General features: G+C 57.4%; 22 protein-coding genes and 1 tRNA gene. 8 read left to right on the top strand and 15 right to left on the bottom strand.

The genetic code is table 11. The features are described from left to right. Positions 1 to 58 precede the first annotated feature (58 nt). Positions 59 to 1,057 (top strand): DUF1611 domain-containing protein, encoded by a 999-nt coding sequence (locus tag GY791_01815; protein ID MCP4327159.1) that lies wholly within the window; start codon positions 59 to 61, stop codon positions 1,055 to 1,057. Between the two features lie 14 nt (positions 1,058 to 1,071). Continuing rightward, positions 1,072 to 2,052, top strand: coding sequence for an L-Ala-D/L-Glu epimerase (ycjG, locus tag GY791_01820; protein MCP4327160.1), 981 nt, complete (start codon positions 1,072 to 1,074; stop codon positions 2,050 to 2,052). Between the two features lie 28 nt (positions 2,053 to 2,080). Here ycjG and GY791_01825 read toward each other — a convergent pair whose 3' ends face one another. From GY791_01825 to GY791_01850, 6 genes are all read right to left on the bottom strand, one after another. After that, a complete protein-coding gene (locus GY791_01825; protein MCP4327161.1) occupies positions 2,081 to 2,779 on the bottom strand; it encodes a hypothetical protein in 699 nt (232 codons plus the stop codon). Continuing rightward, on the bottom strand, positions 2,769 to 3,719 hold the full coding sequence (locus tag GY791_01830) for an MCE family protein (protein MCP4327162.1): 951 nt from the start codon (positions 3,717 to 3,719) through the stop codon (positions 2,769 to 2,771). The genes GY791_01825 and GY791_01830 overlap by 11 nt, the downstream gene beginning before the upstream one ends. 6 nt (positions 3,720 to 3,725) lie before the next feature. Further along, positions 3,726 to 4,490, bottom strand: coding sequence for an ABC transporter ATP-binding protein (locus GY791_01835; GenBank protein ID MCP4327163.1), 765 nt, complete (start codon positions 4,488 to 4,490; stop codon positions 3,726 to 3,728). A 12-nt stretch (positions 4,491 to 4,502) separates the two neighbouring features. Then, entirely contained in the window at positions 4,503 to 5,675 is a 1,173-nt protein-coding gene (locus tag GY791_01840) for an MlaE family lipid ABC transporter permease subunit (protein MCP4327164.1), read from the bottom strand. Positions 5,676 to 5,974: 299 nt separating this feature from the next. After that, complete coding sequence (locus GY791_01845) at positions 5,975 to 6,541, bottom strand: N-acetyltransferase (GenBank protein MCP4327165.1); 567 nt, start codon at positions 6,539 to 6,541, stop codon at positions 5,975 to 5,977. Further along, the gene (locus GY791_01850) at positions 6,538 to 7,431 is read right to left on the bottom strand and encodes an N-formylglutamate amidohydrolase (protein MCP4327166.1); all 894 of its coding nucleotides are present in this window, start codon (positions 7,429 to 7,431) and stop codon (positions 6,538 to 6,540) included. Before GY791_01850 ends, GY791_01845 begins: the two co-directional genes overlap by 4 nt. A gap of 135 nt (positions 7,432 to 7,566) precedes the next feature. Here GY791_01850 and GY791_01855 point away from each other — a divergent pair. After that, a tRNA-Val gene (locus tag GY791_01855) sits at positions 7,567 to 7,641 on the top strand. Between the two features lie 812 nt (positions 7,642 to 8,453). Here GY791_01855 and GY791_01860 read toward each other — a convergent pair. The 5 genes from GY791_01860 to rnhA all read right to left on the bottom strand — a co-directional run bounded on the left by GY791_01860 (position 8,454) and on the right by rnhA (position 13,341). Further along, complete coding sequence (locus GY791_01860; GenBank protein ID MCP4327167.1) at positions 8,454 to 8,957, bottom strand: hypothetical protein; 504 nt, start codon at positions 8,955 to 8,957, stop codon at positions 8,454 to 8,456. A 49-nt stretch (positions 8,958 to 9,006) separates the two neighbouring features. After that, on the bottom strand, positions 9,007 to 9,465 hold the full coding sequence (locus tag GY791_01865) for a hypothetical protein (protein MCP4327168.1): 459 nt from the start codon (positions 9,463 to 9,465) through the stop codon (positions 9,007 to 9,009). Between the two features lie 130 nt (positions 9,466 to 9,595). After that, positions 9,596 to 10,960, bottom strand: coding sequence for an IS1380 family transposase (locus GY791_01870; protein ID MCP4327169.1), 1,365 nt, complete (start codon positions 10,958 to 10,960; stop codon positions 9,596 to 9,598). Positions 10,961 to 11,197: 237 nt separating this feature from the next. Next, complete coding sequence (locus GY791_01875) at positions 11,198 to 12,835, bottom strand: hypothetical protein (protein ID MCP4327170.1); 1,638 nt, start codon at positions 12,833 to 12,835, stop codon at positions 11,198 to 11,200. A gap of 35 nt (positions 12,836 to 12,870) precedes the next feature. Next, on the bottom strand, positions 12,871 to 13,341 hold the full coding sequence (gene rnhA, locus GY791_01880; protein ID MCP4327171.1) for a ribonuclease HI: 471 nt from the start codon (positions 13,339 to 13,341) through the stop codon (positions 12,871 to 12,873). 484 nt (positions 13,342 to 13,825) lie between these two features. Here rnhA and GY791_01885 point away from each other — a divergent pair, with 484 nt between their 5' ends. Genes GY791_01885 through GY791_01895 form a run of 3 tightly spaced genes read left to right on the top strand, consistent with a single transcriptional unit; the run spans position 13,826 to position 17,602 of the window. Next, positions 13,826 to 15,883: an AAA family ATPase gene (locus tag GY791_01885; GenBank protein MCP4327172.1), complete on the top strand. Its 2,058-nt coding sequence runs from the start codon at positions 13,826 to 13,828 to the stop codon at positions 15,881 to 15,883. Continuing rightward, positions 15,877 to 16,524 carry a hypothetical protein gene (locus GY791_01890; GenBank protein MCP4327173.1) on the top strand — a complete coding sequence of 216 codons (648 nt, stop codon included), beginning with the start codon at positions 15,877 to 15,879 and terminating at the stop codon, positions 16,522 to 16,524. Before GY791_01885 ends, GY791_01890 begins: the two co-directional genes overlap by 7 nt. After that, positions 16,511 to 17,602, top strand: a complete 1,092-nt coding sequence (locus GY791_01895) for a hypothetical protein (GenBank protein ID MCP4327174.1) — start codon at positions 16,511 to 16,513, stop codon at positions 17,600 to 17,602. The genes GY791_01890 and GY791_01895 overlap by 14 nt, the downstream gene beginning before the upstream one ends. 2 nt (positions 17,603 to 17,604) lie before the next feature. Here the strand turns inward: GY791_01895 and GY791_01900 are convergent, their stop codons facing one another. Both GY791_01900 and GY791_01905 read right to left on the bottom strand, forming a co-directional pair. After that, positions 17,605 to 18,870: a site-specific DNA-methyltransferase gene (locus GY791_01900; protein MCP4327175.1), complete on the bottom strand. Its 1,266-nt coding sequence runs from the start codon at positions 18,868 to 18,870 to the stop codon at positions 17,605 to 17,607. A 173-nt stretch (positions 18,871 to 19,043) separates the two neighbouring features. Next, a complete protein-coding gene (locus GY791_01905) occupies positions 19,044 to 20,060 on the bottom strand; it encodes a site-specific integrase (GenBank protein ID MCP4327176.1) in 1,017 nt (338 codons plus the stop codon). 315 nt (positions 20,061 to 20,375) lie between these two features. On the opposite strand from GY791_01905, the gene GY791_01910 reads away from it, so the two are divergent. Continuing rightward, entirely contained in the window at positions 20,376 to 21,602 is a 1,227-nt protein-coding gene (locus tag GY791_01910; GenBank protein MCP4327177.1) for an FAD-binding oxidoreductase, read from the top strand. Between the two features lie 116 nt (positions 21,603 to 21,718). Here the strand turns inward: GY791_01910 and GY791_01915 are convergent, their stop codons facing one another. Then, the gene (locus GY791_01915; protein MCP4327178.1) at positions 21,719 to 22,093 is read right to left on the bottom strand and encodes a rhodanese-like domain-containing protein; all 375 of its coding nucleotides are present in this window, start codon (positions 22,091 to 22,093) and stop codon (positions 21,719 to 21,721) included. A 642-nt stretch (positions 22,094 to 22,735) separates the two neighbouring features. Beyond that, positions 22,736 to 23,152: a CBS domain-containing protein gene (locus GY791_01920; GenBank protein MCP4327179.1), complete on the bottom strand. Its 417-nt coding sequence runs from the start codon at positions 23,150 to 23,152 to the stop codon at positions 22,736 to 22,738. Positions 23,153 to 23,394: 242 nt separating this feature from the next. On the opposite strand from GY791_01920, the gene GY791_01925 reads away from it, so the two are divergent. After that, a partial coding sequence (locus GY791_01925) for an SDR family NAD(P)-dependent oxidoreductase (protein MCP4327180.1) occupies positions 23,395 to 24,030 on the top strand: 636 nt, incomplete at its 3' end.

The raw sequence follows: 24,030 nt of genomic DNA on the forward strand, positions 1-24,030 counted from the left end.
ATCGGATGCGGCGAGGTTTATCGCAGGACCGAAGCCCCCATCAAGCGGAGTATCAGTCATGGAAATTCGTAACCCGTATCTGCTGTTCTTGGGCGACGCGCCCGACGACCTGGCGGCCAAGACCGGGCGCGGGATCGCCGATTGGCGACCGGAATGGTGCCTCGGCGAGTTGCGACTGCCGGCCTGCAAGACGACGCTCGACCTGCCGACGATGTCGGTCGCGACGGCCGCCGAGGCGGGCGCCAAGACCCTGGTCGTTGGCGTCGCCAACAGGGGCGGGGTCATTCCCGAGAGCTGGTACGAAACTCTGCAGGAGGCGTTGCGCGCCGGCATGGACCTGGCCAGCGGCCTGCACCAGCCGCTGACGGCCGTACCCGGCCTTGACGAGCTGGCGGCCGAACAGGGGCGGCGGTTGATCGATGTCCGCCGGCCCGATCGCGATTTTGCCGTCGCCGCCGGTTCGCGGCGGCCGGGCAAGCGTCTGCTGACGGTCGGTACCGATTGCTCGGTCGGCAAGATGTACACCTCGCTGACCATCGAGAAGTCGATGAAGGCGCGCGGCCTGGCCGCCGATTTCCGCGCCACTGGCCAGACCGGTATCTTCATCGTTGGCAACGGCGTGCCGATCGATGCGGTGATCGGCGATTTCATCTCCGGCGCCGCCGAATGGCTGACCCCGGCCAACGAGCCCGATCACTGGGATGTCGTCGAAGGGCAGGGGTCGCTGTTCCATCCCTCATTCGCCGGCGTCAGCTTGGGCCTGCTCCATGGCTCGCAACCCGACGCCCTCGTGCTGTGCCATGAACCGACCCGTGCCCATATGCGCGGACTGCCGGATCGGCCAATGCCGGCGCTTGAGAAGTGCATCGAGGAAAACCTGCGTGCCGCGCACATGGTCAACCCCGAGGCGCGATTCATCGGCGTCAGCGTCAATACGCGCGCCCTCGGTGACGGCGAGGCGGCGGAGCTGCTCTACGGCATCGAAAGCCGCCTCGGCATCCCGGCTATCGATTCCATGCGCACCGGCGCCGACCGGTTGGTCGACGGGCTGTCGTAGATCTTGGTGCCGATATGATCTCGGTTTTGGCCCGCCACGAAAGCTGGCCCATCGACGGCACCTTCACGATCTCGCGCGGCTCGCGGACCGCCGCCGAAATCGTCGTCGCCGAAATCGGCGAAGGCGGCCGGCGCGGACGGGGCGAGTGCGTGCCCTATCCGCGCTACGGTGAAAGCGTCGACAGCGTGCTCAATGAAATCGGCAGCCTCGCCGCGGCGCTCGCCGACGGCTTGACCCGAACCGAATTGCAACACGCGCTGCCGGCGGGTGCGGCACGCAACGCGATCGATTGCGCGCTGTGGGATCTCGAGGCCAAGCGGGCCGGGCGGCGCATATGGGAAGTGGCGAACCTGCCCGCGCCGGAGCCGGCGGTCACGGCCTTCACGATTAGCGTTGGCCCGGCCGACAAGATGCGGGCCGATGCGGAAGCCAACCGCGCCCGGCCGTTGCTCAAGCTCAAGCTGACCGGACCCGGCGATCTCCAGCGGGTCGAGGCGGTTCGCCAAGCAGCCCCCGACTCGCGGCTGGTGGTCGACGCCAACGAGGCGTGGACGCCGGCGATCTGCCGCGAGCTGTTTCCGGCGCTCGGCGACCTCGGCGTCGAGATGATCGAGCAGCCCCTGCCGGCCGGCGAGGATTCGATCCTGGCAGAGCTGGACCGGCCGGTGCCGCTCTGCGCCGACGAATCGTGCCACACGCGAGCCGACCTTCCGGCGCTCGCCGGCCGTTACGACATGATCAACATCAAGCTCGACAAGACCGGTGGTCTTACCGAAGCGCTGGCGCTCGCCGATGCCGCCGCAGCGGCCGGGCTGGGTATCATGATCGGCTGCATGATCGGCACTTCGCTGGCGATGGCGCCGGCGACGTTGCTGACCGCGGGCGCGGCCATTGTCGATCTCGATGGTCCCTTGTTGCTGCGCCAGGACCGTCCCGACCATCTCTCCTTCGCCGAAAATCGCGTCCACCCACCGACGCCGGACCTTTGGGGGTAGCGCACGGCCGGGTTCGAGCCGCAGCGACCTAGGACGATCGCCGGATCTTGTTTTCTTTTTCGTAGGCGTCGACGGTCTTGAGCGTCCAGCCGACGACCCGTTTCAGCACCTTGCCGAGGGCGTCGTTGAAGGCGAGAACGATGTCGTCCAGCGTGTTGGACGGCGAGGCGATTTTGAAGCCGAATGTGGTGCTGGCGATGATCAGCCGTTCCGGCATCTTGACCAGCTTGGCGTTGATGCGGACATCGACGGTGGGGGCGGCGGTCGGATCGTCGATCGGCTTGTCGTCGGCGTCGTAGTAATTGGCTTGGAACTCGCGCAATTCCAGCTTCAGCGAATAATCGGAGCGGAGCGCCACGGTCTCGCGGCCGACCGAGATGATCTTGTCGGTGTTTTCGAACGATTCGATGACCAGCGTTTGGACCAGCGCCGGCGCGCGGTCGGTCCATTCCGCCTTGGCGAAATAGTCGAGCGTAGTCGGCGTGCGCTTGAGCGCGATTCGCGTGGTATTGATGCCGGCCGCGGCGACCGGGGATTCGACCAGGAGCTGCCAACTGGCGGTCGGCAGGCCCTCTTCGAACGTGCTCTTAGGCGTCAAATCGTAGAGCTTGGGCGGCGGCTCCTGGCCGGGCAGCAACGAACCGGTGCAACCGGCGATCGACAGCGCCAGCGTCGCGGCGGTGGCGGCCCGCAGGATTCGAATCATCGGTCTCTCCTCATTGCACATTGACGCCGCGTTGCGAATCGCCGAACAGGAACCGCGCCGGATCCCGCTCGAGGCGCTCTGCCAAACGCTGCAGGGCGCTGACCAGGGCCCGCGCTTCGGTCATGAACCGCGACAGTTCGTAGAGTCCGGTCGACGAGAAGTCCTGCAGCGAGCGCTTGTTGTCGCTGACCACCTCGTCGAGGTTCTTGGCGAGGTTGGAAAACGATTTCAGGGTCGTCTGGACCTGGGCCAGGGTCGGCGTCAATTGCTTGCCCTCCTCCTCGGCGATGGCGCGCACCTGCTGGACGAACAGGCCGAGCTCATCCATCGTCTTGGACAGCGATTTGAGCGTGTAGGAGATATCGCCGATCATGCCGTCGATCTCATCGCTGTTGGTGGCGAAGGCACTGGTCAGCGTATTGACGTCCGACAGGATGCCCGAGATGCTGTTGATGTTCTGGTCGCTGAAAATCAACTGGGCGCGCACGATCAACGTATTCAGGTCGGCGACCAGTTCCGGCGCGCTGCGGGTCAGTTCCTCGATCGCCGAAGCGCCGGCGCGGATCTGCGCCATGTCCTGGTCCTCGGCGGGGACCAGCGGCGGGCTGTTGGGGTTGCCGCCGACCAACTGGACGACCGCCACGTTGGTCAGCAATTGAAGCTCCAGAAAGGCCTCGGTATCGACCTTGATCGGCGTGGTGGCGTTGACTTCGACGATGGCGATGACTTGGTGGGTATCGGGGTCGATCGCGATTTTGCTGACGCTGCCGACCGGTACGCCGCGATATAGCACCGCGTTGCCGATACGAAGCCCGGTTACCGACCCGGTGAAGACGATCTTGTAATCGATCGTGTCCGCGGTCGTGCGCGAACCGCCGACCCACAGCACGACGACGAGAAGCCCGGCGAGCAGCGCAAGAACGAAGCCGCCGACGATGACATAGCTGGCGCGGGTTTCCATCGCCGGCTATCCGCCGCCGCCGACCGCGCGCGCGCGCGGGCCGTGGAAATACTCGTGGATCCACGGGTGGTCGAGCTTCAACAATTCCTCCAGGCGTCCAACCACGATCTTCTTATCTACCAGCACGGCGATACGGTCGCAGATGGTGGTCAAACTGTCCAGGTCGTGTGTGACCATGAAGACGGTGAATTTCAAGGTGTGATTCAGGGTCTGGATCAGCGAATCGAAACTCGCGGCGCCGATCGGATCGAGCCCGGCGGTCGGCTCGTCGAGAAACAGGATCTCCGGGTCCATCGCCATCGCGCGGGCGAGACCGGCGCGTTTGCGCATGCCGCCCGACAATTCCGACGGCATCTTGCCGGCGGCGTCCGGCGGCAGGCCGACGAGATCGATCTTGAGCGCGGCGATCTCGTCCATCAGCGCCTGGGGCAGGTCGAGGTGCTCGCGCAGCGGGACCTCGATGTTCTGGGCGACGCTCAGCGAACCGAACAGCGCGCCGTCCTGGAACAGAACGCCCCAACGCTGCTGTGCCTGCTGGCGCGCCTCGCCGCCGCCCTCGCGGATATTGTGGCCGAATACCTCGATGGTGCCGGCGGTCGGCCGCAGCAATCCGACGATCGCCTTCAACAGCACCGACTTGCCGGTGCCCGACCCGCCGACCACGCCAAGCACCTCGCCCGGACGCACGTCAAGATCGAGGCCGTCATGAACGACTTGCGGTCCGAACTGGGTCCTGAGGCCGCGAATGCGAATGACGGGGGTATCGGACATCGCGCCGGATCCTCAAATGTGCAGGGTCGAGAAGATGATCGAAAACACGGCGTCGGCGATGATCACCAGGAAGATCGCCTGGACCACCGACTGGGTGGTCTTGCGGCCGACGCTTTCGGCGCTGCCCTCGACCCGGAGACCCTGGAAACAGCCGACCATGGCGATGAGGAACGCGAACACCGGCGCCTTCATCAGCCCGATCCAGATCGTCCACGGCGTGAGCGCGAGGCGCAGCTGCTCGATGAACGCGGTCAGCGAGATGTCGAGCACCAGCATCGACATGATCGCGCCGCCGGTCATGCCCATGATGTCGGCATAGACGCCAAGCAGCGGCAGAACGATGACCAGCGCGATGATCCGCGGCAGCACCAGGACCTCCATCGGGTCCATGCCGATGGTCTCCATGGCGTCGATTTCCTCGCGCACTTTCATGGTGCCGATCTGCGCCGTGAACGCGCTGCCCGAGCGGCCGGCGACCAGGATCGCGGTCAGCAGGATGCCGATCTCGCGCAGCACCGAGACGGCGAGCAGGTTGACGGTGAAGATCTCGGCGCCGAATTGGCGCAACTGGTCGGCGCCCTGGTAGGCCAGCACGACGCCGATCAGGAACGACAGCAGCCCGACGATCGGCAGCGCCCTGACCCCGGCCGATTCCATGTTATTGATCGTCGAGATCAGACGCAGCCGGCGCGGCCGCGCAATGATCCGTCCGAAGACCACGATGGTCAGGCCGAAGAAGGACAGCAGGTCGCGTCCCTCGCGGAAGGCCTGAACGGTGCTGTGGCCGATCACTTCCAGGCTGTGGCTGAAGCGGCCGACGGGCGGCTGCGGCACCGCGTGGCGTTCCTCCGCTTCCGCGACCCGGGCGAGCAAGTCGCTGAAATCGCCGGGCGCGCCGGCGACCTCGGTCTCGACACCGGCATTCTTGAAACGGTCGACGACCTTGAACAGAACCAACGCGCCGGCGGTGTCGATGGCGTCGAGCCGCGACAGGTCGAACACCGCCTGGCGCGCACCGTTGGGCGTCAGCGCGCCGGCCTGCCGTTCGATGTCGGGGGCATGGCGAATCGTCCACGGGCCGGCCGCGACGATCTTCAGCCGGTCGTCGTCCCGGCTCGTCTTCACCCACTCCCGGTCAGACACCGCATCCCCCGCATTCAGGCCCCCAGAACCGCGCCGTAGCATATCGCACGGCCGGGCCCATGGTTAGCGCCAATATGACGCCGCCGGCGCCCGGCGCGAATCCGCATTCATCCCCTCTCTTCATGCAGTGCAATATGCCATATCACGGCCTCGAATTTGCTCACATGGAGAAATAATATTTTGATTTAATTTGATAAATTTATGATTGAAATATTATTTCCAAGTGTCTATTTTGTGCATTGCAACATAGCTCCATTTGCGAGCTCTCATGTTGTTTGCGCTCCTGTCGAGCGTTTCCTCCCTTAGACTCGGGCCGCGCCTTTGGTGCGGCCCGTTTTTTGTCACGCCGCACCCGGCGGTTCGGCGGGGGTGCCGGCGCCGCCGGCGCCGAGCGCCCGCTGCATGATGACGCTGTCGACCCACTGGTCGAGCTTGAAGCCGACCGCCGGCAGGGTGCCGACCATCGCGAAGCCCATCCCGCGATGCAGGGCGATCGAGCCGGCATTGGCGGAATCGCCGATGACCGCCACCATCTGCCGGTAGCCGAGCGCGGTGCACAGCACGATGAGCCGGCTCAGCAGCGCCTGGCCGATGCCGCGGCGGGCGGCCGCCGGGTCGACATAGATCGAATCCTCGACGGTAAAGCGGTAAGCCGAGCGCGTGCGGTAGGGCGCCGCGTAGGCGAATCCGTGGACCACAGTGTCCCACTCGGCGACCAGATAGGGCAGGCCGCGGCCGGTGATGTCGCGCCGCCGCCAGGCCAGTTCCGCCGCCGTCGGCGCGACCTCCTCGAACGACGCCCGGCCGGCGGCGACATGGTGGCGGTAGATGGCGGCGATCGCCTCCTGGTCGGCGTCGCCGGCGTCGCGGACGAGGATCGGCAGCGCGCCTTCCGGGGCCGCGCTCATGGCGTCAGCTCGGCCGCCGCGATGGCGGTCAGCGCGGCGACCACGCGGTCGACGTTGCGCCTCAGCACGGCCATGCGGGGCAGGCGCACGATCTGTTCTTCGTCCATGTAGAGGCGGCGGTTGACCTCGATCTGCAGCGTATGAACGCCGGTCCTGGGCTTGCCGTAATGGGCGGTGGTGAAGCCGCCGGCATAGGGCACGTTGCGCTCGACCCGGTAGCCGAGCTCGGTCAGCACGCCTTCGACGCGGTCGGTGACGGCGCCGGCGCACGAGGTGCCGTAGCGGTCGCCGAGCACGAAATCGACCCGGCTGCGACCCGGGTCGGCGTCCATCGGGCCGCCCACCGAGGGCATCGAATGGCAGTCGATCAACAGGCAGCGGCCGAACCGTTCGCGGGTCGCCGCGACGAGCCCGCCGAGGGCGTCGTGGTAGGGCCGGTAATAGGCCGCGATGCGGCGCTCGGCCTCGGCGAAGCTGAGTTTGGCGCGATAGATCTCGGCGCCGTTGGTGACCACCCGGGCGATCGTGCCGAGTCCGCCGCGGACCCGCGGCGAGCGCGAATTGACCCACGCCGGCAGCGGTTCGGTGAACATCGCCGGGTCGAGCTCGTAGGGCTCGCGGTTGGGGTCGACGAAGGCGCGCGGGAACAAGGCCCGCAACAGCGGCGCCCCGGCGCCCGGCGCGGCGGCGAAGATCTCGTCGACGAAGCTGTCCTCGGAGCGCCGCAGCAGCGGCGGGGTCAGGCGGGCGGCGGCGACGAAGGCGTCGGGATAGGCGGCGCCGCTGTGCGGCGAGGCGAACACCACCGGCGCCGTCTGGCGGGCGGGCGCAAGAATCTCGATCGGCGGGGCGGCGGCCTCGCCGGCAGGTGTTTCGGCGGCAAGCGACATGGCTGCGTCGTTTAGCCCATTCGGGCGCGGCTGTCACCCCACGGCAAAGGGCGGTGCGGGGGCGTGGCGCGGGGGCGGCGGCGCGGGCTTGAATTCGGCTGGGGTTCCGGTATAACACGCCGTCCCACCGGCGACGGGCGCGTAGCTCAGCGGGAGAGCACTACGTTGACATCGTAGGGGTCGCTGGTTCAATCCCAGCCGCGCCCACCATTTGAAAGCACTTGGGAAACAAGGGGTTTCGCGTTTTCAGACTTTGAACACCCCGTAGGTTAAGTAGTGCGTTCACACTGATTCTGACCGTCTTTCTGTGAACGGTCAACGTAGTAGCTCTGCCTGGTGGCATCGCATCAGTCAGTGCCATTCGGCCCTGCTGGCATTCTCCCGCTGAGCTTCGCGCCCTCCAGTCACCGCAAAACTGTCGTTCCGCATCAGAGCACCAAGGGTACTTTGGGGGGTAGGGGGGCATCTTTCAGCGACTAGGGGAGGTAGTAGCTACTGACCGAGATTTTGAGCATATTTGGACGAATAGAGCCCGAAAATTTAACTCACTGAAATATCTTATTGGTATGGATTTTCTCTCAGGAAAACGTGGGAAGAACTGCCAATGAATAAATGGCAAATCAACTCTGGATATTTTATAATGTTTTCAATAAGTTAATGCGAAGGGCGTAAAGTGAGATGAACCCCCAAACCACTAGAGGAAAATAGAGGTCTTACCAGTTTCGGGGTTGACCGGTTAGAAAGCGGTAGTCTGACAATCATTGTGGCGAGTCTCTGTGGTTTAGATTCGGATGCTCAAGATCTTTACGGCCTGTGCGTGGTCTGTCCTTTTTGAATGTCTAAGACGAGATTTTTCTTTTGGAGAAACCTCATATACGGTCGTATTAATCCGTAAATCCCGATGCTCTTGATGCACAGCAATGCCAGGACATTGTGCGGGTTATCGAAGCGGTCTTGGCTGATATCGCATAATAGGTCTGAAGCGGACGCGGCGCATCGCCTCAACCGGCGTCCGGCAGGCGCTAATCGGCCGGACGTTCGCACGGCCTGACCACCGGCTTCTCGGTGCTTTTCCGGGTCAAACTCCATTTGCAGGTCTGGACGGTCAGACCGGGAATGTTCGGCACCTTGTCCGAGACCCAGACGCTGGTGATCGACATGGCAAACGGAGAAGCGGCGGTCGCGGAAGGGAAGATCCGGGCGATTTCCTTGGACGGGAACGTACCGCCGCAGGCTCCGAAATAGCCGCTCAAAAGCTTTCCGGAGGGTGAGAGCGCGAGCTGGCCGGCGTAGAGACTATATTCATTGCCGCGTTCGCGCAGGTCCGTGTATTCCAGATCGATCGTGAACTTGTCACCTTCCTGCACGATCTTCGCTGACAAGGGGCGTGCCCAGGTCGAAGGCACTCCGGCGGTGGTGCTGTCGCACGCGTAGAGGCCCTCGTAGCTGCCGGTGAGCGAGAAATTCTCAGCCTGCGCGACGCTCGTCAGGACAACCAGCATTCCCAATGCTGCAAGTTTCCGCATGAAAACGTCTCCGGATTTGCGAACTGGCCACGAAGTTTTCAGAAAATCCTCAGCAGTCCCGGCATTGCGCAAGGAGATTGTCAATCGTTGTCTTGTCCCGCTTCAGCACAAATGGGGGCGCGCGCCTCTTGCCCAATCCGAAAACGTCGTCCTTCCGGCGCTCCACGACTCTTTTATTTAACAACAACATCAACGACTGCTCGCATTCCCATCTTCCAAACTGTTGTTTGCTGACGGGCTTGTTGCCGTCGCTGCTATAGCGGTAACAGTTTTCCGGCATTTTAAATTCGCGCACTTCAACTCCCTTGGCTGTTTTCTCCCGTGATTTAGTTAATACGGAGCCAGGTTGCACTTTCCATTCTCCGCGCAGAATAACCTTGTAGCCAGGATGCCAGAGATGTCCGTCGTCAAAATATCTGAGCCGACATCCCCCAGATGGGTTTCTTCGTAGCGTGAGACTGGCATGGGCCGTTGCTTTTCCCAAGTCTGTTTTGGTGTGGCGCGGCATCTGACCTATCTTCCACGGATTTGACGCCATTCGGGTGGGATTTGGCCGATTGCCTGCGAATTTGGGTGTAGCTCGGCGTTTGCGCGTGCGACACGCCCGTAACCAAAGTGATGCTGGATGATATTGGCTGTCACGGCGCTTGTGCCCTTGCCTTGAGGCCAGAAATTGTCGTCAGCATCTGTGCCCATAGATCACGGGGTACGGTAACTTCGGCCAGTTGAAGGATGACGGAGCGGGCGTGCCGGACAGCCTTTGCACCGATCTTGATCATGCGATCCCGAAGGCTGGTCAGTGACCAGTCGGCAATGGTTGTTGGCAAGACCAATGTGCGCAGGAAGTTGGCCAGGTTGTAGGCCAGCGCGTGAAGCTGAAGCCGGACTTCGTTGGCTTTGAAACTACGGCAAGACAGCCGCGTCCATTTGAGGGCGTATTTGCCTTGCCTGATCCACTGCTCGGCTGTTCCACGCTGGTTGTAAAACTCAAACACCCGTTCATCGGAAACAGTCAGGGTCGTGACCACAAAACCCACACGAGGAAACAGCTCGCCGGAATGCCATTCGATCTTGGCGACTACCCGGCGCGGCTTGCTCCAGCTCTTTGCCCGATAGGTGAAGTTGGCATAATACCGTTCCACTTGGACCGATGGCCGTCCCCGTCTGCGCTTGAGAAGGTGTCCTATCCTTTTCTCCAGAACCTTGTTGGCGCTAAGCCTGATGGCATAGCCAAAATCATTGGCTTCCAGATAGTCGAACAACTCAGGAATGGCGAAGGCGGCATCACCTCGTAGATATTTGCGCCACAGGCCCGACCAGCGATAGCGTTTGACAACCGGATCAAGCACGGCTTGCCAGTTATCCGCGCTGTGAACATTGCCGGGGCGCAGTGAACAGCCTTCCAGATCACCGTGTTGATTGAAGACGAAGAGCGGATGATAACAGCTGCAGCCGAAGTGGCCGTTATAAGCTGAGCATTCCTGCTCGCCGTGCACCGGGCTTTCGGAACTATCAATATCAAGGATCAGATTGGGGTCTTTGCGCAGACGTTGCACCCGGTCAATCCACTTACCACTCAACTCGGCCAATGCGGTCAGATTTTTGTTTCTGATGAGCGTGCCTGTCTCGAACCGCCCCATCTGGCTTTCTGAAGCTGCAGGGCGATCAAAGTCTTGCTGCCCGGTGATCAGCCGCATCACTGGATCACGGGCCAGCCGCCCGGCATCATTGACATCTTCATATCCGGCGAGCCGGCCAAAGACCGATTGGCGGAACATAGCGAGCAGATTGTGGCGAGAGTTCTTGCCGGTGCGGTTATCGCTCAACTCCCACGCTGCCATCTCGGTCAGGCCCAGAGCATCGTCCAGCTCACGAAATACAATCAACCCGCCGTCTGAACTCAACTTCGCACCATGGAACTGAAGCTTCAAACGCCGGTCAAATCCGATCTTCATAGGTGCTGAAATCGATTCACCCGTAACACCACCCTGAAATCCCGACATAAAGTCCGCCTAATGAATTGATTTGCTTAAACAAACCAGAATCCATCAGGCCAATCCTGTCAACCCATCTGGGGGATAGGGGACAAATTGAGAGCGCTTGTTTCCGATTCGTCATTGGAGTTATCGGGGGCATAGAAGATTAAATCTACCATTCCAAATAAGTGTGAAAACGAATCCGTCTTAGTAATGAAATATCCTTCTCTACTAATTATTATTATTGCCTTTCTATATAGCTTCTTATTGTCCTTTCTCTCTTCTCCACTCCTGAAAACTATTCCAGCTTTTTAAATATCTCTGCGTCTTTCGTGGGTAAACCCGCGCTCTCCATGCTTGTTCATTCTGTTCCTGCCAGGGCAATCCCTCGTATGGCATCCAATACATCAACGCACTTTCAAGATCTTCAACACAGTCCGATTGAATTTTCAAAGCGTCATCCCGGTGTCCCATCATCGGAACCCCCATCACACTTTCGAAGGCCTGGCCCATTGTCTCGATGAGGAAATCTTCGTATCCAACCGGAACAACGTAACTGTCATGTAGTGAGAGTGCGGGTGTCGACCGTTGTACGAACGTCTGCAGAATGATTTCTGTGATCTTGGCATCCCTATTCATCAGCCTAATACCAGCGTCGCTTCCAAAATGCTTTGCGATAAGAGGGTGCTTCCGTTCAAGCAGAGTGTGGATTTCAGAAAGCTGACTATTTTTTAAACTTTTTTCGGCAGAGCCAACTGACGCCCTACTGCGAAAGGCGTTGTAAGCCTGTGTATTTGATTTGGCATTCAACAGCATCAAGATTAAAAGCTTCGCTACCTCTCTGCTATGTGCTTCGTCTCTTATGAAGTTTGGAGCCGGAATTTTATACGGATCATCGCCAACCGCTTCCCAATAATCCACTCTCTCTTCGGCATACAGCATGACGATGTGCAGGCCGGAGAAATCGACCTCATTTGTCGGCTGATCGTCCAAGAAAATCTTTGCGCGGTAATCTTTCGGGCAGCGTTGCCACCATCCGCCCCAGAATCGTCCACCGCAATCGAAAGAACCACGGTTGAATATGCGGCGTACAAATTTGTCTCTTTGATTCACGAAAAGCCTATGCGGCTCGTCATTCGTTTCAATATCAATCCAGGGATTCTCTAACTCTGGAATGTCAATGTGAGTTGAGGCGAGCAAGTTATTATACTCGCGGAGCATCGCGGACATGCGCTCTGTCTCTTCAGTTGGATCGTACTCGATCTCTTTGCAACCGCACTCATCCGTATCGCGATCTCTCAAAATAACTGACAAACGGTCTTGATGACTGATGATATCAAAAGGCGAAAAACGTGCCTTCTTAAACATTTCAATCAATGTAGCGGTTGGCCAAATCCTGGTGTACCTTCCGATACCAGTGGTTCTGTCTTTGAACCCTATTTCCTCATCGACCAGTCTAGCTTCGATCAAGGTGTTCATTACGTTGATCGTGAGTCTTGAGATATGAAGCTCGTTGTACCGCGTGCCAGCAGCATAATCATTGTTGTTTCGGGAACATGCGGTCACGCAAGACGGGTCGTCGCACCAAGTCGCATATAAATGCAGTAGAAGTACTTTGAGGTGCTTCTTTTTGATTCGAATTTTGCGACCTTGGAAATAACTATCGTATATCGCGTCAACGAAATTGTTTACCTCTGGATATTCCGACCAAGTGTGCACATCAAATTGGACCGAGTTTGAAAGGAAGTCCGATTTGCTGCTTCCGCGTTTAGGTGGTGCCTCTACCTCTCGAATCGCTTCTTTGGTGGCCACAACCTCTACACCATATAGGTCTTCCATTGCTTCATCGAACGCTTGATCAGCCATGTGCTTGTTTGTGACTTTTGCAAATAATTCGTCCATGTTTTTCTCCTGACTGTTGGCGCAGGACCTATCGTTTATCCAGCTCTTCGCATTTGACCTCCCGCGATTCTGGCAGCGGACTCTGCTAGTCTATCTGCGCGCTCGTTTCCCGGATTACCAGCATGGCCACGTATCCACTGCCATTCGATAACCCTATCTTTTGCCAGACCTTCTAAACGCTTCCACAGATCCTGGTTTGCAACAGGCTTCCCTTGAGCATTTCGCCACTTATTTCGTCTCCAGTTCTTTATCCAATCAGTGATGCCATTCTTGACGTACTGACTGTCGGTCAAGATGAGAAGCGGCCAATCGACAGGTAGGAGTTCGAGAGCTTTTATTGCTCCCATCAACTCCATCCGTTGATTAGTTGTCTGAGGGTGACCTCCGCTCCATTCTCGCTCTTCGCCGTCGATGAGCGCTAAGACCCCCCAGCCACCTGGGCCGGGGTTTCCTATGCACGCGCCATCGATAAACACTTCGGCACGAGGATTGCCGTCAGCTGCCATAGCTGCCTCCTTTGGTTGAAATAAAGGAACAAAAAAACCCAGGCAACTCACATTGCTCTGGGCGCATTAGTCCTGACTTGGACCAAACGGCCGTTGGATTTACGCCCTTATAAGGCCACCACGGCTATGTTTCAACGCACTCTAACGTCGAATGATTATACTATACATTAAGTTGTAGCATAAGTAAAGTGGTTACGGGGGTAAAGGGGCAAATTTCAAATTTTTTCTCTATGACATGCCTACGTCACCGGCTCGCGCCTTAGATTTGCCTGTGTCAGGCCCGAAGATTGTATTGAAGGTGACGGTATCATGACCGAGAGAGTAGATTGTCATAGGTGCGTGGCCCGATCGATCCTACTCAAGGCTGGCGGCCCGCCGACGTGCAAGAGGTCAGGAAACTTTCTTTACACATTTGTAGATCGTTACTGACATATATCACCAATTGAACCTAGCGTGGTCTATATCAGAGAACAGCGAAGATTCTATGATTAACTTTCCCATCCTCGATCAGCTGAAGGTATCTGGTTACGGTATGTACCCAGGTTGCCAAGCCAAAGAAGGCCTTTCTATCGAATTTCAGCCCGGATTGACGCTGATACTTGGTGCAAACGGCTTGGGAAAGACCACTCTGGTTACCATCATCTACCGACTGTTGACTGGACCTTATGACATTCCAGCCCTCGCCACGGGTACGACCTTGGGTAACGCTCGCCTTCAGGCAATAGGAATTAGTAGGTCACGCCAAAAAGTATTCGCCGATCGAGTAACGGATGGGGCCTCGGATGCGTTTGCACGACTTAAGTTTTTTATCGATGGAGTGGCGGTTGTCATCGAGCGTCGGCTAAATAATCTCGAGCTCACCAAATTCGTGATCGATGACGAAGAACAGGAACTTGATGAGGCTAAATTTTATCAGACACTCATCGCTGACATGGCGGGTGTTTGGTCATTCGGTGACTGGATCCTGATCCTTCGCAACATGGTTTTCTATTTTGAGGATCGCCGTGCACTTGTTTGGGATACATCGGCCCAAAAGCAGCTGATGCGTTGCCTCTTTTTACCGCCATCGGTCGCAAAAAAATGGACCGAAGATGAACGTGCAATACTCGAGCTCGACAGCAAGATGCGAAACCTCCGTGCTACGGTTTTTAGCGAGGAGAAAGACCTTGCAAGGGTCAATGAAAAGGTTCGCAAAAGCAAAAATGTGCGACAGGAGTTGCGGACTCTAGAGGATCTTCAATCGAGCGATTTATCGCGGCGGGAAGACCTAGATCAGGGGTTCTTAGAAATCGACAATCGGCTCAAGAAAAGTCAGCTGCGACTTCTTAGGGCCCAGCAAGAACGAGAGAGTCGCTACCGCGAGTTTGAACGCGCAAAGCTGAAGGCTGTGGAAAGCCGATTCCCACAAAAATCTGAAAGTGCGAAGTACATTTTCGACCAACTCTTCGCTGACGCGGAATGCCTTGTGTGTGGCAGTTATGCCCCAAAGGCGTCTGCGCTCCTCGAAAAAAAAATTTCTGGGAACAATTGTGTTGTTTGTGGCACCGACCTCTCCGAAGCAATAGACGCAGTGCCTACGACTAAATTGGCCGACCGACGAGTGAAAAAAGCTGAGAAAAGCCTGGAGGAAATTGAGCCCGAATTAGAAGAGGCATTGAATGAGCTGAGAGAATCAGAGTCGGAAGCAAAACAGCTAAGGTTAGAGCTTGCCGAACTTGATGCGGAGGTGACCCAAAGATCAGTCCGCATCGATGCGTTAATCGATCGACTCCCGCCAGAAGAGCAAGAGATTCACAAGCAGCGATCGGAGCTTGCTTCTATGCGAAGCAAAGTCTCTACGATGACCAATGAAATCACTGAAAGACGCAATGAATTTAGTGCCTTCATTGAGAAACAGAACCGCAAAATGGTCTCCCATTCTGGCGATATCAGGGCTGCGTTTGCAAAATTCGCTGAAGGGTTCCTTTTAGAAACTGTAGAACTTGTATGGTCTCCTCAGTTCGCCCGCGTCGGGCAGACTGGCGAGCCCATAGAGTTTCCTGCTTTTGAACTAGATATGAGCGGCACCGATTTTCCGACTCCGGTTCGCAGAAGTGGGCCTGAACAGGTGTCGGAAAGCCAGCGTGAATTTATCGATCTCGCTTTCAGGATGGCCTTGATGGAGATTGCATCCGGTAGCGGCAAGAGCAGTCTTGTTATTGATGCGCCAGAGTCTTCTCTCGATGCTGTTTTTGTGTCTGGGGCAGCAATAGTCCTCTCAAGGTTCGCCGATATAGAAATTGGAAACCGGCTAGCCATAGCATCTAATCTTGTCGAGGGAGAACTGGTCCCAGAGCTTCTGAAACTTTCTGCACCTGCCGGAGAGCGGATGTCACGAGTTGTCGATCTATTGCAGATTGCTGAGCCGACGGCAGCGATCCGAGAGCGACGATCAGACTACGATAAGGTCCTAAAAAATCTATACAAGAAAATCGAGCCCCCAAAGAGGCGTTCACGTAAAACCAGCAAAAATCCACCAAGAGCAAGGCGGAGAAAATGGTGACTGAGGCGGTCAACTCGCTTCGTCGGCGAGTTCGGCTTGTTATGCTCTTGAGCGCGGCCGAGAGGACGGGGCTTGCGCCAATCGGGATTCTCCGACTTCATTCATTTGCCTATCTGTCAAACGTATTGTCACCGGTTTGGAACCTCCCGCCACTTGACGGCAAAATTCTCAAACGCCGAGGAGGTCCATTTTACCCAGAACTTCAAAACGATCTTGATAGGCTAGTTGGTATGGGCGTGGCCGTAATATCTGGTGTTGGGCACGTGCGAGATGAAGCAGGTCGTTGGCGATTAGAAGGGTCCTACAACCTAAACCATGAATTTGCAGAGCCAATCCTCTCCACGCTAGGGCTGTTCAAAGAGGAGAGCAGACTTTGCGCATTCATCCTGGAACTAGGTCATGCATTGACCGCACTTAGCGACGACGAATTGGACGGGGCCGTTAGTGAAGACGCCACCTATTCTGATCCATTGACGTCCAACGATAACGTTGTTGACTTTGAAGCCAAACGTTCGCGAAATTTTTCGGCTAATGCCGCTGAGTACTTTGACCAAGTCATGCCGGTGGGAATCGCTTCACCAGGCGAAAAACTTCACCTCTATGTCCGTCATCTCCGGCGGAGGATTGATGACCAACGCTGAGGTTGAATCCTCTCTTGGCCCATGGACGGGTGACGATCTTGCAAATACTGCAAGAGCCAACGCTGGCGTTGGTGCAGATGCTCTTATGTCTGAAGACCTGCGTTTCAGGTCGAGCATCGCTAAACTTGTTCGTCGACGGCTAGCCGAAGCTACGGATGAACTTGAAAATGGCGTACCCGGAGTCTTTTTACTTCAGCCATCGCCGCCAGTCGAAGCAAGGCCCCTAAATCCAAAACGTGTGCCCATGTTGGATAATGGGCAAAATGTACTAGCGGGGCGCGTTTGGTTTGTAAGTGGTGTGGCTTGCAGTGGCTACTATGTCCAATTCGATAACAAGGACGATGATCTACTCTTCGTATTTGTTGCCGATACCCTGGCATTAAGCTCTGTTCCCGCCATTGTATTTGACCCAAGACCGAGAAAACCCATTCTTCGATATTACCCAAATGGGTTGGGGCAACCGGACAATTGCTGCGAGATTAATTTTTCATCCGTCGAAGTGACGATTGAAAAGGTTACAGAAGTTGTCCAAGACACCTACGATCAAAAAATGTTCACATCTGAAGCGCAGCCCCGGCCTGCTAAACTTTGGCAAGATAGAAATAAATGGCATCCAAAGAAGGATGCAGAAGATCGGGTGCAGATGTACCTTGAGATAGCATTAAATTCCGCATTTCCGACCTGCGTTATCCGACGAGAACAACCCATGCCGGCGGGACGGCTTGATATCGAGATCATAGAAAATGATCCAATTGACAGGAGCATTGTGACGCAACACGGTATTTTAGAGTTGAAAGTGCTCCGGAAGTACCGCTCTACAGGAACCGAAGTTTCGGACAAAGTGACTAGAGATTGGATAAAGTCGGGAGTCGAGCAAGCAGCTACATATCGAGATGGCAAAGAGGCTAAGTGGGGAGCGCTTTTTTGTTTCGATATGAGAACTGAGGACGTGGGAGAAACAAAATGTTTTCAACACGTAAAAAGCCTTGCGAACAAACTCGAAGTCCATCTTCGGCGTTGGTTCTTGTATGCCACTTCAAAGCAATTTAGAGCTACTAAAGCCGCAGCGCAGGCGTAGTCTTATTTATCAAGTATAATCAGCGATTCCGCAAGTTCTGGACGTCCCCCTTGCTGAGGGGAGAGGCGCATTGACCTGAAAGGTTCGATGCTTCTGACATGCCATCCTGCGCCAGGCGATAGCTGGCCGATGATCTTGGCTGTTGCAATTTGTACGTCGGCATATTGACTGTCACCGACAACAAGCCAAGCACTTGCGCTGTCCGATAGCTTCGGTTGAATGCGTTTGAGGATCCCTATGAGATCAGAAAAATACGCGCCAACCATGTCCGGAATTCGGAGGTCCCATAACGATTGTCTAACGCTGTTTAGTTCCGCCAAGGTTTCATCAAGAAGAGGGGAGCCAATAGGGGCAGCTGCGAATTTGCGTGATACCTGAACGTGTGAGCTCAAAGTCGCCTTACGCAGGGCTCTATTTGCCTCAAAGTCTTTTATGTATCCTAGCGTCCAAAGCTCAACATTATAAACGTCTGTATAGTCGAATGAATTCGGATAAGGCGGGGAGAAAACAGCCAAGTCCCAGCCTTTCTGCCGAGAACGGACCCGGCGACTATCGCCACGAATAAGTTTAAAGCTCAGTTCGGGTCGCTTGGCGAACTCATGAATTTCTCGGATTGCTCTATTTGCGGAGTCAAAGAAGGAGTCATCAAGTTTCTCTGGCTGCAAATGCCGTTCTTGCCAACCTCTCCTATACCTCCGTCCTTTGCCGCTAATTACAATGTTACTGACATCGATGAGCACGCCGCCGAGTTGGACTCTAAATAATCTTTGGTGGCGGGGGTTCTCTAGTGAATCAATTGCATGAATGAATGCTGCAATCCTGCATGCGATCGCCTTGTCAAATATCCATCGGCCTTTTAAACCAGGTTCAATGAATGTCGCAGGCAAATAGTCGAGATTAGTTATTTTGTCGCAATTTCTATCCTTGACGAGGCTAGCGATTCGTCCAACGTCACTGGCAAGATCATTGGTGTTGTATTGGGAGAGCTTGGCCTCAATAAGGTCGGCGAGGTAAGGATTGACTTCGCATGTTGTCGGATGGACGCCTAGAAACTGACACGCAAGGGCAGTCGTTCCTGAACCGCCGAAAGGATCGAAGCAACGTCGAACGGAATTTTTGCTCTCACTAAGCGCTTGGGCAATGAGTTCAGGCGTATACGCTTCTTTGAATTTTCGCCATGTTTGAAACGGAAGTTCTTCGGCACCCGCATTTGTGCCGTAGGAACTAATTGACCGTCCGCCTGTCCAGTCTTCGAATGAGACGTCCATATCCCCAGCCTGATTGGTTAACCAGTGCGGATCGACCTGCGCTTCAGATACACCTCCGGCGCAATCTACTTGGTTAGGGGACTGTTTGTCTCCGCATATTTGGCGGCATCATTTGCGGCATGAAATTATCCCAGGATATGAAACTTGGAGGGGCTGAAGCTTGATGTCTTGGCTCAATCTAGGAGATCGATGACATCCCGTACATTCAGGTGTGTGTATCGCTGAACACTCCTAACATCCCGATGCCCGCTCACCATCATGATCTGAGCCTGATTGAAACCCTTTTTGGCTAACTGAGTAATCCTAGTGTGTCGAAGTTGGTGCAGCCTCACATCATCATCCAATCCAACCCGCTTCCTGGCCCTCCTGAAGGCCGTAGAGACCGCATGGGGAGTCACTGGGAACAATCTGGACTCTGGAGTATGGCAGCGTTCTAACGCCTCTGTAAGGAGCTCTACGGACCTCCTGGTGAGGGGTACGGATCGGTCCCCGGTCTTGCCATCCACAACCGATAATATGCGTTGTTCAAGGTGCAGATGCTTGGACGTCAATCTGACGATCTCCCCTCGCCGCATGGCTGTCTCGTAGGCCAGTTCGACAATCGCACCCATGACCGGAGAAAGTTCTGATATGAGAAGGTCTAGCTCTTCCCGTTCAATTACTCTGTTGCGGGGCTTGCTAGTTGCGGGCATGGAAATCTCAGAGCAGGGAGAAGGGTGTTCCCCGCTGTCCAAGATCATTTCTCGGTGAGCCCACCGGTAGATGCGGTGAATCAGCTGTAACTCATCCCGACATGTGACTGGGGCGACCTGCTCGAGACGCATCAAACGGTATTGGTTTACCTTGAGCTTGGTGATTTCTCTCATGTCAGCTGGCAGATGATCGGCAATCTGTTCGATCCTGGTTATGGTACTGAAGCAAGTGGGTCGACCCTTCAAGGCAGTGTGGCAGTACCGTCTGCCAAGATAGGCAAAGGAGTAGCTGGTCTGCCGTGTCGCAGTATCTTTGCGGCTCTGATCGCATTGCAGGGGCGGTCCTGGAATATGGCCGTTATCGATTTTCTGCTCAATTTTGAATGCCCAGGCTTCTGCTTCGTTGTGGGTGTTAAATGATCGGGTAAGGGGTTTCAGGTTCTTGCGTCTTATCTGGACGTTGAAACGCCCGGATTTCAGCTGTCGGATAGTCGCCATTCACAGCCTCCTGTGTGAATGGGATGCTCAATTATCTGAAAACTATGACTTAGTGCGCCTTTGACATCGTAGGGGTCGCTGGTTCAATCCCAGCCGCGCCCACCATTTGAAAGCAAGAGCTTAAGCCGATTTCCGCTGGTCGCGAGAATTGCGACTCGCACGAAACTTGCGCGAAACGAGATCGGCTTTTCGCCTCGATTGCCGTATCGGCGTTTCGAGAAAGCCGTCGAGGCGGCGTGCCGGTCTTGGGGCTGTTCCTATTCCGGCCGACGGTCTATTACATTTTCCGGGCTTGTGCTGGCAGGAGGTTCGGCGTTGACGTCGGAGATTCCAACCCAATCCAATATCGTGATTATCGGTGGCGGCGTGATCGGTGCCAGCGTCGCCTGGCACCTGACCGAGCTCGGTTGCGAGGGCGTGCTCATTCTTGAACGCGGCCAGCTGGGCTGCGGCACCACCTGGCATTCGGCGGGAAACATCGTCCGCATGAGCTCGAACCCCAACACGGTTCGGCTCTACACCTATGGCGTCGACCTGCTCTCCGCGCTGCACGAACGCCATGACATCGGCTGGAGAAAATGCGGCCGCGTGATGGTTGCGCGAACCGAGAGAAGGCTCGGGGAGTTCGAGGTCATTGCCCGAACCTTGCAGGCCTGCGGTGTCGCGGTCGAGCAGATATCGACGAGTGCCACAGAGGACCGGATTCCCATTCTGCACACCGGCGACATCGTCGGTGCCCTGTGGAGCCCCGACGACGGCCGGGTCAACCCAACCGACCTGGTCGCCGCCTTCGTGCGGGAAGCCAAGCAACGCGGTGCGCGCGTCTGCGAGGGCGTTACCGTGAGCCATGCGCTGACCTCGCACGGGAGGGTCACCGGGGTCGCGACCGATCGCGGCGATGTCCGATGCGACACGGTCGTCAATTGCGCCGGGCTTTGGGCCAGGGATCTGGGGCTTCGCAACGACGTCGCCATACCGCTCTACCCGGTCGAACACTTCTATGTGCTGACCGAGAGCATCGACGGTGTTTATCCCGACATGCCGACCTTCCGCGATCCCGACGGTTTGATCTATGGCCGCGAAGAGGTCGGTGGCCTGCTGCTCGGTTGTTTCGATCGAAACGCCATTCCGGTTCGCCCGTCCGATCTGCCGGAGCCGTTTTTCTTCTCGCTGTTGAACGAGAATTGGGACCAGTTCATGCCCTATATGGAGGAGTGCATCCATCGCATTCCGGCGCTCGAGCAGGCCGGTGTGCGGACTTTGATCAATGGCCCCGAATCGTTCACGCCCGACATCGAACCGCTGTTCGATGAGGTCCCCGGCCTCAAGAACTACTTCGTGCTGGCGGGGATGAATTCGGCCGGTGTGTCCCGATCCGCCGGCATGGGCAGAGCGCTCGCAAACTGGATTGCCGACGGCGATCCAGGCATCGACGTGAGCGCCTTCAGCCTCGGGCGCTTCGACCGGACAAGCAACGACGAGAGCTATCTGAGCGAATGCGTTCGCCATGGGCCGAGTGGGCACTTCAACGAAGAGAGATGAAACCCCGGTGGTTTCTGAGAATTCGGGCGTCGATGGCTAGACGCGGCCTTCCGCCGGCCATCGCAGCCCATTGAGGAGCGAAGGTGAGACAGAAATCCGCAGACACCCGAAATTCGCTAAGACTTTTGGGCCAAGCGCCAGGCTTCATAGCCGCCCGCCAGCGAGGTGACATCCGAGAACCCCATATCGTGCAGCGTCTTTGCAGCTAGGGCAGAGCGACCACCGGTACCGCAATAGAGTATGATGCGCCGGTCCGGTTTCAATTCTATATTGTGTATAGGGCTCTCGGGGTCCGCGCGGAACTCGAGCATGCCGCGCGACACATGAATCGATTCAGGAATTACGCCGTCACGCTCCCGTTCATCCATATCACGGACATCGACGAGGACGGCGTCTTCGTCTTCGAGGTGATAAGGCAGATCCTGTACCGATACCGTCTCGATGACGGCATTGGCTTCGGCCAGCATTCGCTTGAACCCGCGCTTTAGCATCGGAACTTCCGGTCACTCGGTTTGGTGCCACGAACAAATAGCGTCGTTTGATCGCGGCCACCGTGAGGATCGATTGATTCCCATCAAAACTCCTTGCCGATGTCAATGTGCAAATGTGCGGCCGATGATGGGACGCTGAGATTTACGACACCCGACCGGCTAGAGCGGTTTCAAAGAACTCGGAGCCATTCTGACGGAGCGCTTTTGGCCGCCGGACAGGAGCGAGGAGCGACGACATGCTGAAGCATATCGAGTGACGAGCGACGCACCCGGCGGCCGAAACCGCCCGTCCCGTAGGGTTTCCATCCGGCGGCCGGCCACGGCGTCAGCAAGCTTGCCCGATGCTTCGGCATCGCGCCGCACTTGCTTTCTGGTGGACCGGCACGCCGGATGTGAAACAGAATTGACTTGGAGTTCTTTGAAACCGCTCTAGATCCGCCAAGATTTCGGTCGTCAAGGCTCAAGCCTCAGAGCCAACGGCGAGCCCCATTGGCCTGGAACCTCATTATAGGGCCATCGCGCGCATTGAATCTCAGGGCGATCGCCGCCCAGGGACATCTCGATTCTTGGTCCCCCAGGAGACGCGGAGCGAGTCGGGCACACCCAATCGCATTGATCGATCCCGATCCGACACTCCAGCCTCTATTCCCGGCGCTTCTTCTTCGATTTTTCCGGTGGGTTCTTCATGACGAATCGTCGGTCTTCGACAAGCTTCAACAAGTCGAATGAGCTTATGATGCCGACCACTCGTTTCTCATGGGAGACGACAACGTGGTGAATCTTGTGCTTGCGCATGATACGCGCCGCCACGCTGACATCGTTGTAAGCGGGTACGGTGTAAACGCGGTCGGTCATCACGCCGCTTATGGGAGACGCTTCCTTGTGATCGCCGAGCAAATCGGCCGACGTGACGATTCCTACCGGTTCGTCGTCGGGACCGACGACGGGAATCGCATGAATGCGGTTTCGTGCCATCATGTTCCGGACATGCTCCACCGAGTGATGGCGCTGGGCGGTGATCACTTTCTTGGCCATGAGTTCGTTGATCTTTACGTTCATTGTCGCGTGACCGCTCCGGTAATTGCTATCTCGTGGAGGACTAGCGCAATAGCCAGGCCGTACGCAAGTAACCTGCTTCCCGAAAGCTGGACCGCCCGAACCGAAAATAACTCTCGGTTATGGGCTTGCATGCGCCAGACGCCCTTTGGTCGCGGTCTCGGCCGGTTTAAACTGGCTCGTGAGGGGTGGCGCACGTCGGGGCGGCGTGCGGGACTCCCGCTCCACCGACGAAAGGCGCGGTCATGGGCAGGCTCGACGGCAAGGTCGTTTTCATCACCGGCGGGGCGCGCGGCCTCGGCCGCGCGTTCGCGCTCGAAGCCGCCGCCGAGGGGGCGGACGTCGCGGTCTGCGACATCTGCGCCGCCATTCCCGGCCGCACCATCGCGCTCGCCGACCGCGCCGACCTCGACGCCACCGTCGCCGAAGTCGAAGCCGCCGGACGGCGGGGCCTGGGTTTGGTCGCCGACGTGCGCTCGAGCGCCCAGCTCGCGGCGGCGCTGGCGGCGGCGATCGACGACCTCGGCCGCATCGACGTGCTGGTCGCCAACGCCGGCATCGGCGCGCCGTTCATGCCGGCGTGGGAAATTTCGGAGGACGCCTGGCACACCGTCCTCGACGTCAACCTCACTGGTGCCTGGCTCAGCGCCAAGCTGACCGCGCCCCACATGATCGAACGCGGCGGCGGCCGCATCATCTTCATCGCCTCGCAGGCCGGCCTCAAGGGCTATGCCGGGGTCGCCGGCTACTGCGCCGCCAAGTTCGGCGTCATCGGGCTGATGAAGAGCCTGGCCATCGAGCTGGCGCCGCACGGCATCAACGTCAACGCGATCTGTCCCGGCAGCGTCGACACCGAGGGCAACCGCGGGGTCGCCACCGAG

This window comes from Alphaproteobacteria bacterium (genome assembly GCA_024244705.1).
In the GTDB taxonomy this organism is placed as follows: domain Bacteria; phylum Pseudomonadota; class Alphaproteobacteria; order JAAEOK01; family JAAEOK01; genus JAAEOK01.

Coding starts and splice junctions, on each gene's coding strand:
- GY791_01815 (MCP4327159.1), top strand. CDS start 59: ATGGAAATTCGTAACCCGTATCTGCTGTTCTTGGGCGACGCGCCCGAC.
- ycjG (MCP4327160.1), top strand. CDS start 1,072: ATGATCTCGGTTTTGGCCCGCCACGAAAGCTGGCCCATCGACGGCACC.
- GY791_01825 (MCP4327161.1), bottom strand. CDS start 2,779: ATGTGCAATGAGGAGAGACCGATGATTCGAATCCTGCGGGCCGCCACC.
- GY791_01830 (MCP4327162.1), bottom strand. CDS start 3,719: ATGGAAACCCGCGCCAGCTATGTCATCGTCGGCGGCTTCGTTCTTGCG.
- GY791_01835 (MCP4327163.1), bottom strand. CDS start 4,490: ATGTCCGATACCCCCGTCATTCGCATTCGCGGCCTCAGGACCCAGTTC.
- GY791_01840 (MCP4327164.1), bottom strand. CDS start 5,675: ATGCTACGGCGCGGTTCTGGGGGCCTGAATGCGGGGGATGCGGTGTCT.
- GY791_01845 (MCP4327165.1), bottom strand. CDS start 6,541: ATGAGCGCGGCCCCGGAAGGCGCGCTGCCGATCCTCGTCCGCGACGCC.
- GY791_01850 (MCP4327166.1), bottom strand. CDS start 7,431: ATGTCGCTTGCCGCCGAAACACCTGCCGGCGAGGCCGCCGCCCCGCCG.
- GY791_01860 (MCP4327167.1), bottom strand. CDS start 8,957: ATGCGGAAACTTGCAGCATTGGGAATGCTGGTTGTCCTGACGAGCGTC.
- GY791_01865 (MCP4327168.1), bottom strand. CDS start 9,465: ATGCCGCGCCACACCAAAACAGACTTGGGAAAAGCAACGGCCCATGCC.
- GY791_01870 (MCP4327169.1), bottom strand. CDS start 10,960: ATGTCGGGATTTCAGGGTGGTGTTACGGGTGAATCGATTTCAGCACCT.
- GY791_01875 (MCP4327170.1), bottom strand. CDS start 12,835: ATGGACGAATTATTTGCAAAAGTCACAAACAAGCACATGGCTGATCAA.
- rnhA (MCP4327171.1), bottom strand. CDS start 13,341: ATGGCAGCTGACGGCAATCCTCGTGCCGAAGTGTTTATCGATGGCGCG.
- GY791_01885 (MCP4327172.1), top strand. CDS start 13,826: ATGATTAACTTTCCCATCCTCGATCAGCTGAAGGTATCTGGTTACGGT.
- GY791_01890 (MCP4327173.1), top strand. CDS start 15,877: ATGGTGACTGAGGCGGTCAACTCGCTTCGTCGGCGAGTTCGGCTTGTT.
- GY791_01895 (MCP4327174.1), top strand. CDS start 16,511: ATGACCAACGCTGAGGTTGAATCCTCTCTTGGCCCATGGACGGGTGAC.
- GY791_01900 (MCP4327175.1), bottom strand. CDS start 18,870: ATGGACGTCTCATTCGAAGACTGGACAGGCGGACGGTCAATTAGTTCC.
- GY791_01905 (MCP4327176.1), bottom strand. CDS start 20,060: ATGGCGACTATCCGACAGCTGAAATCCGGGCGTTTCAACGTCCAGATA.
- GY791_01915 (MCP4327178.1), bottom strand. CDS start 22,093: ATGCTAAAGCGCGGGTTCAAGCGAATGCTGGCCGAAGCCAATGCCGTC.
- GY791_01920 (MCP4327179.1), bottom strand. CDS start 23,152: ATGAACGTAAAGATCAACGAACTCATGGCCAAGAAAGTGATCACCGCC.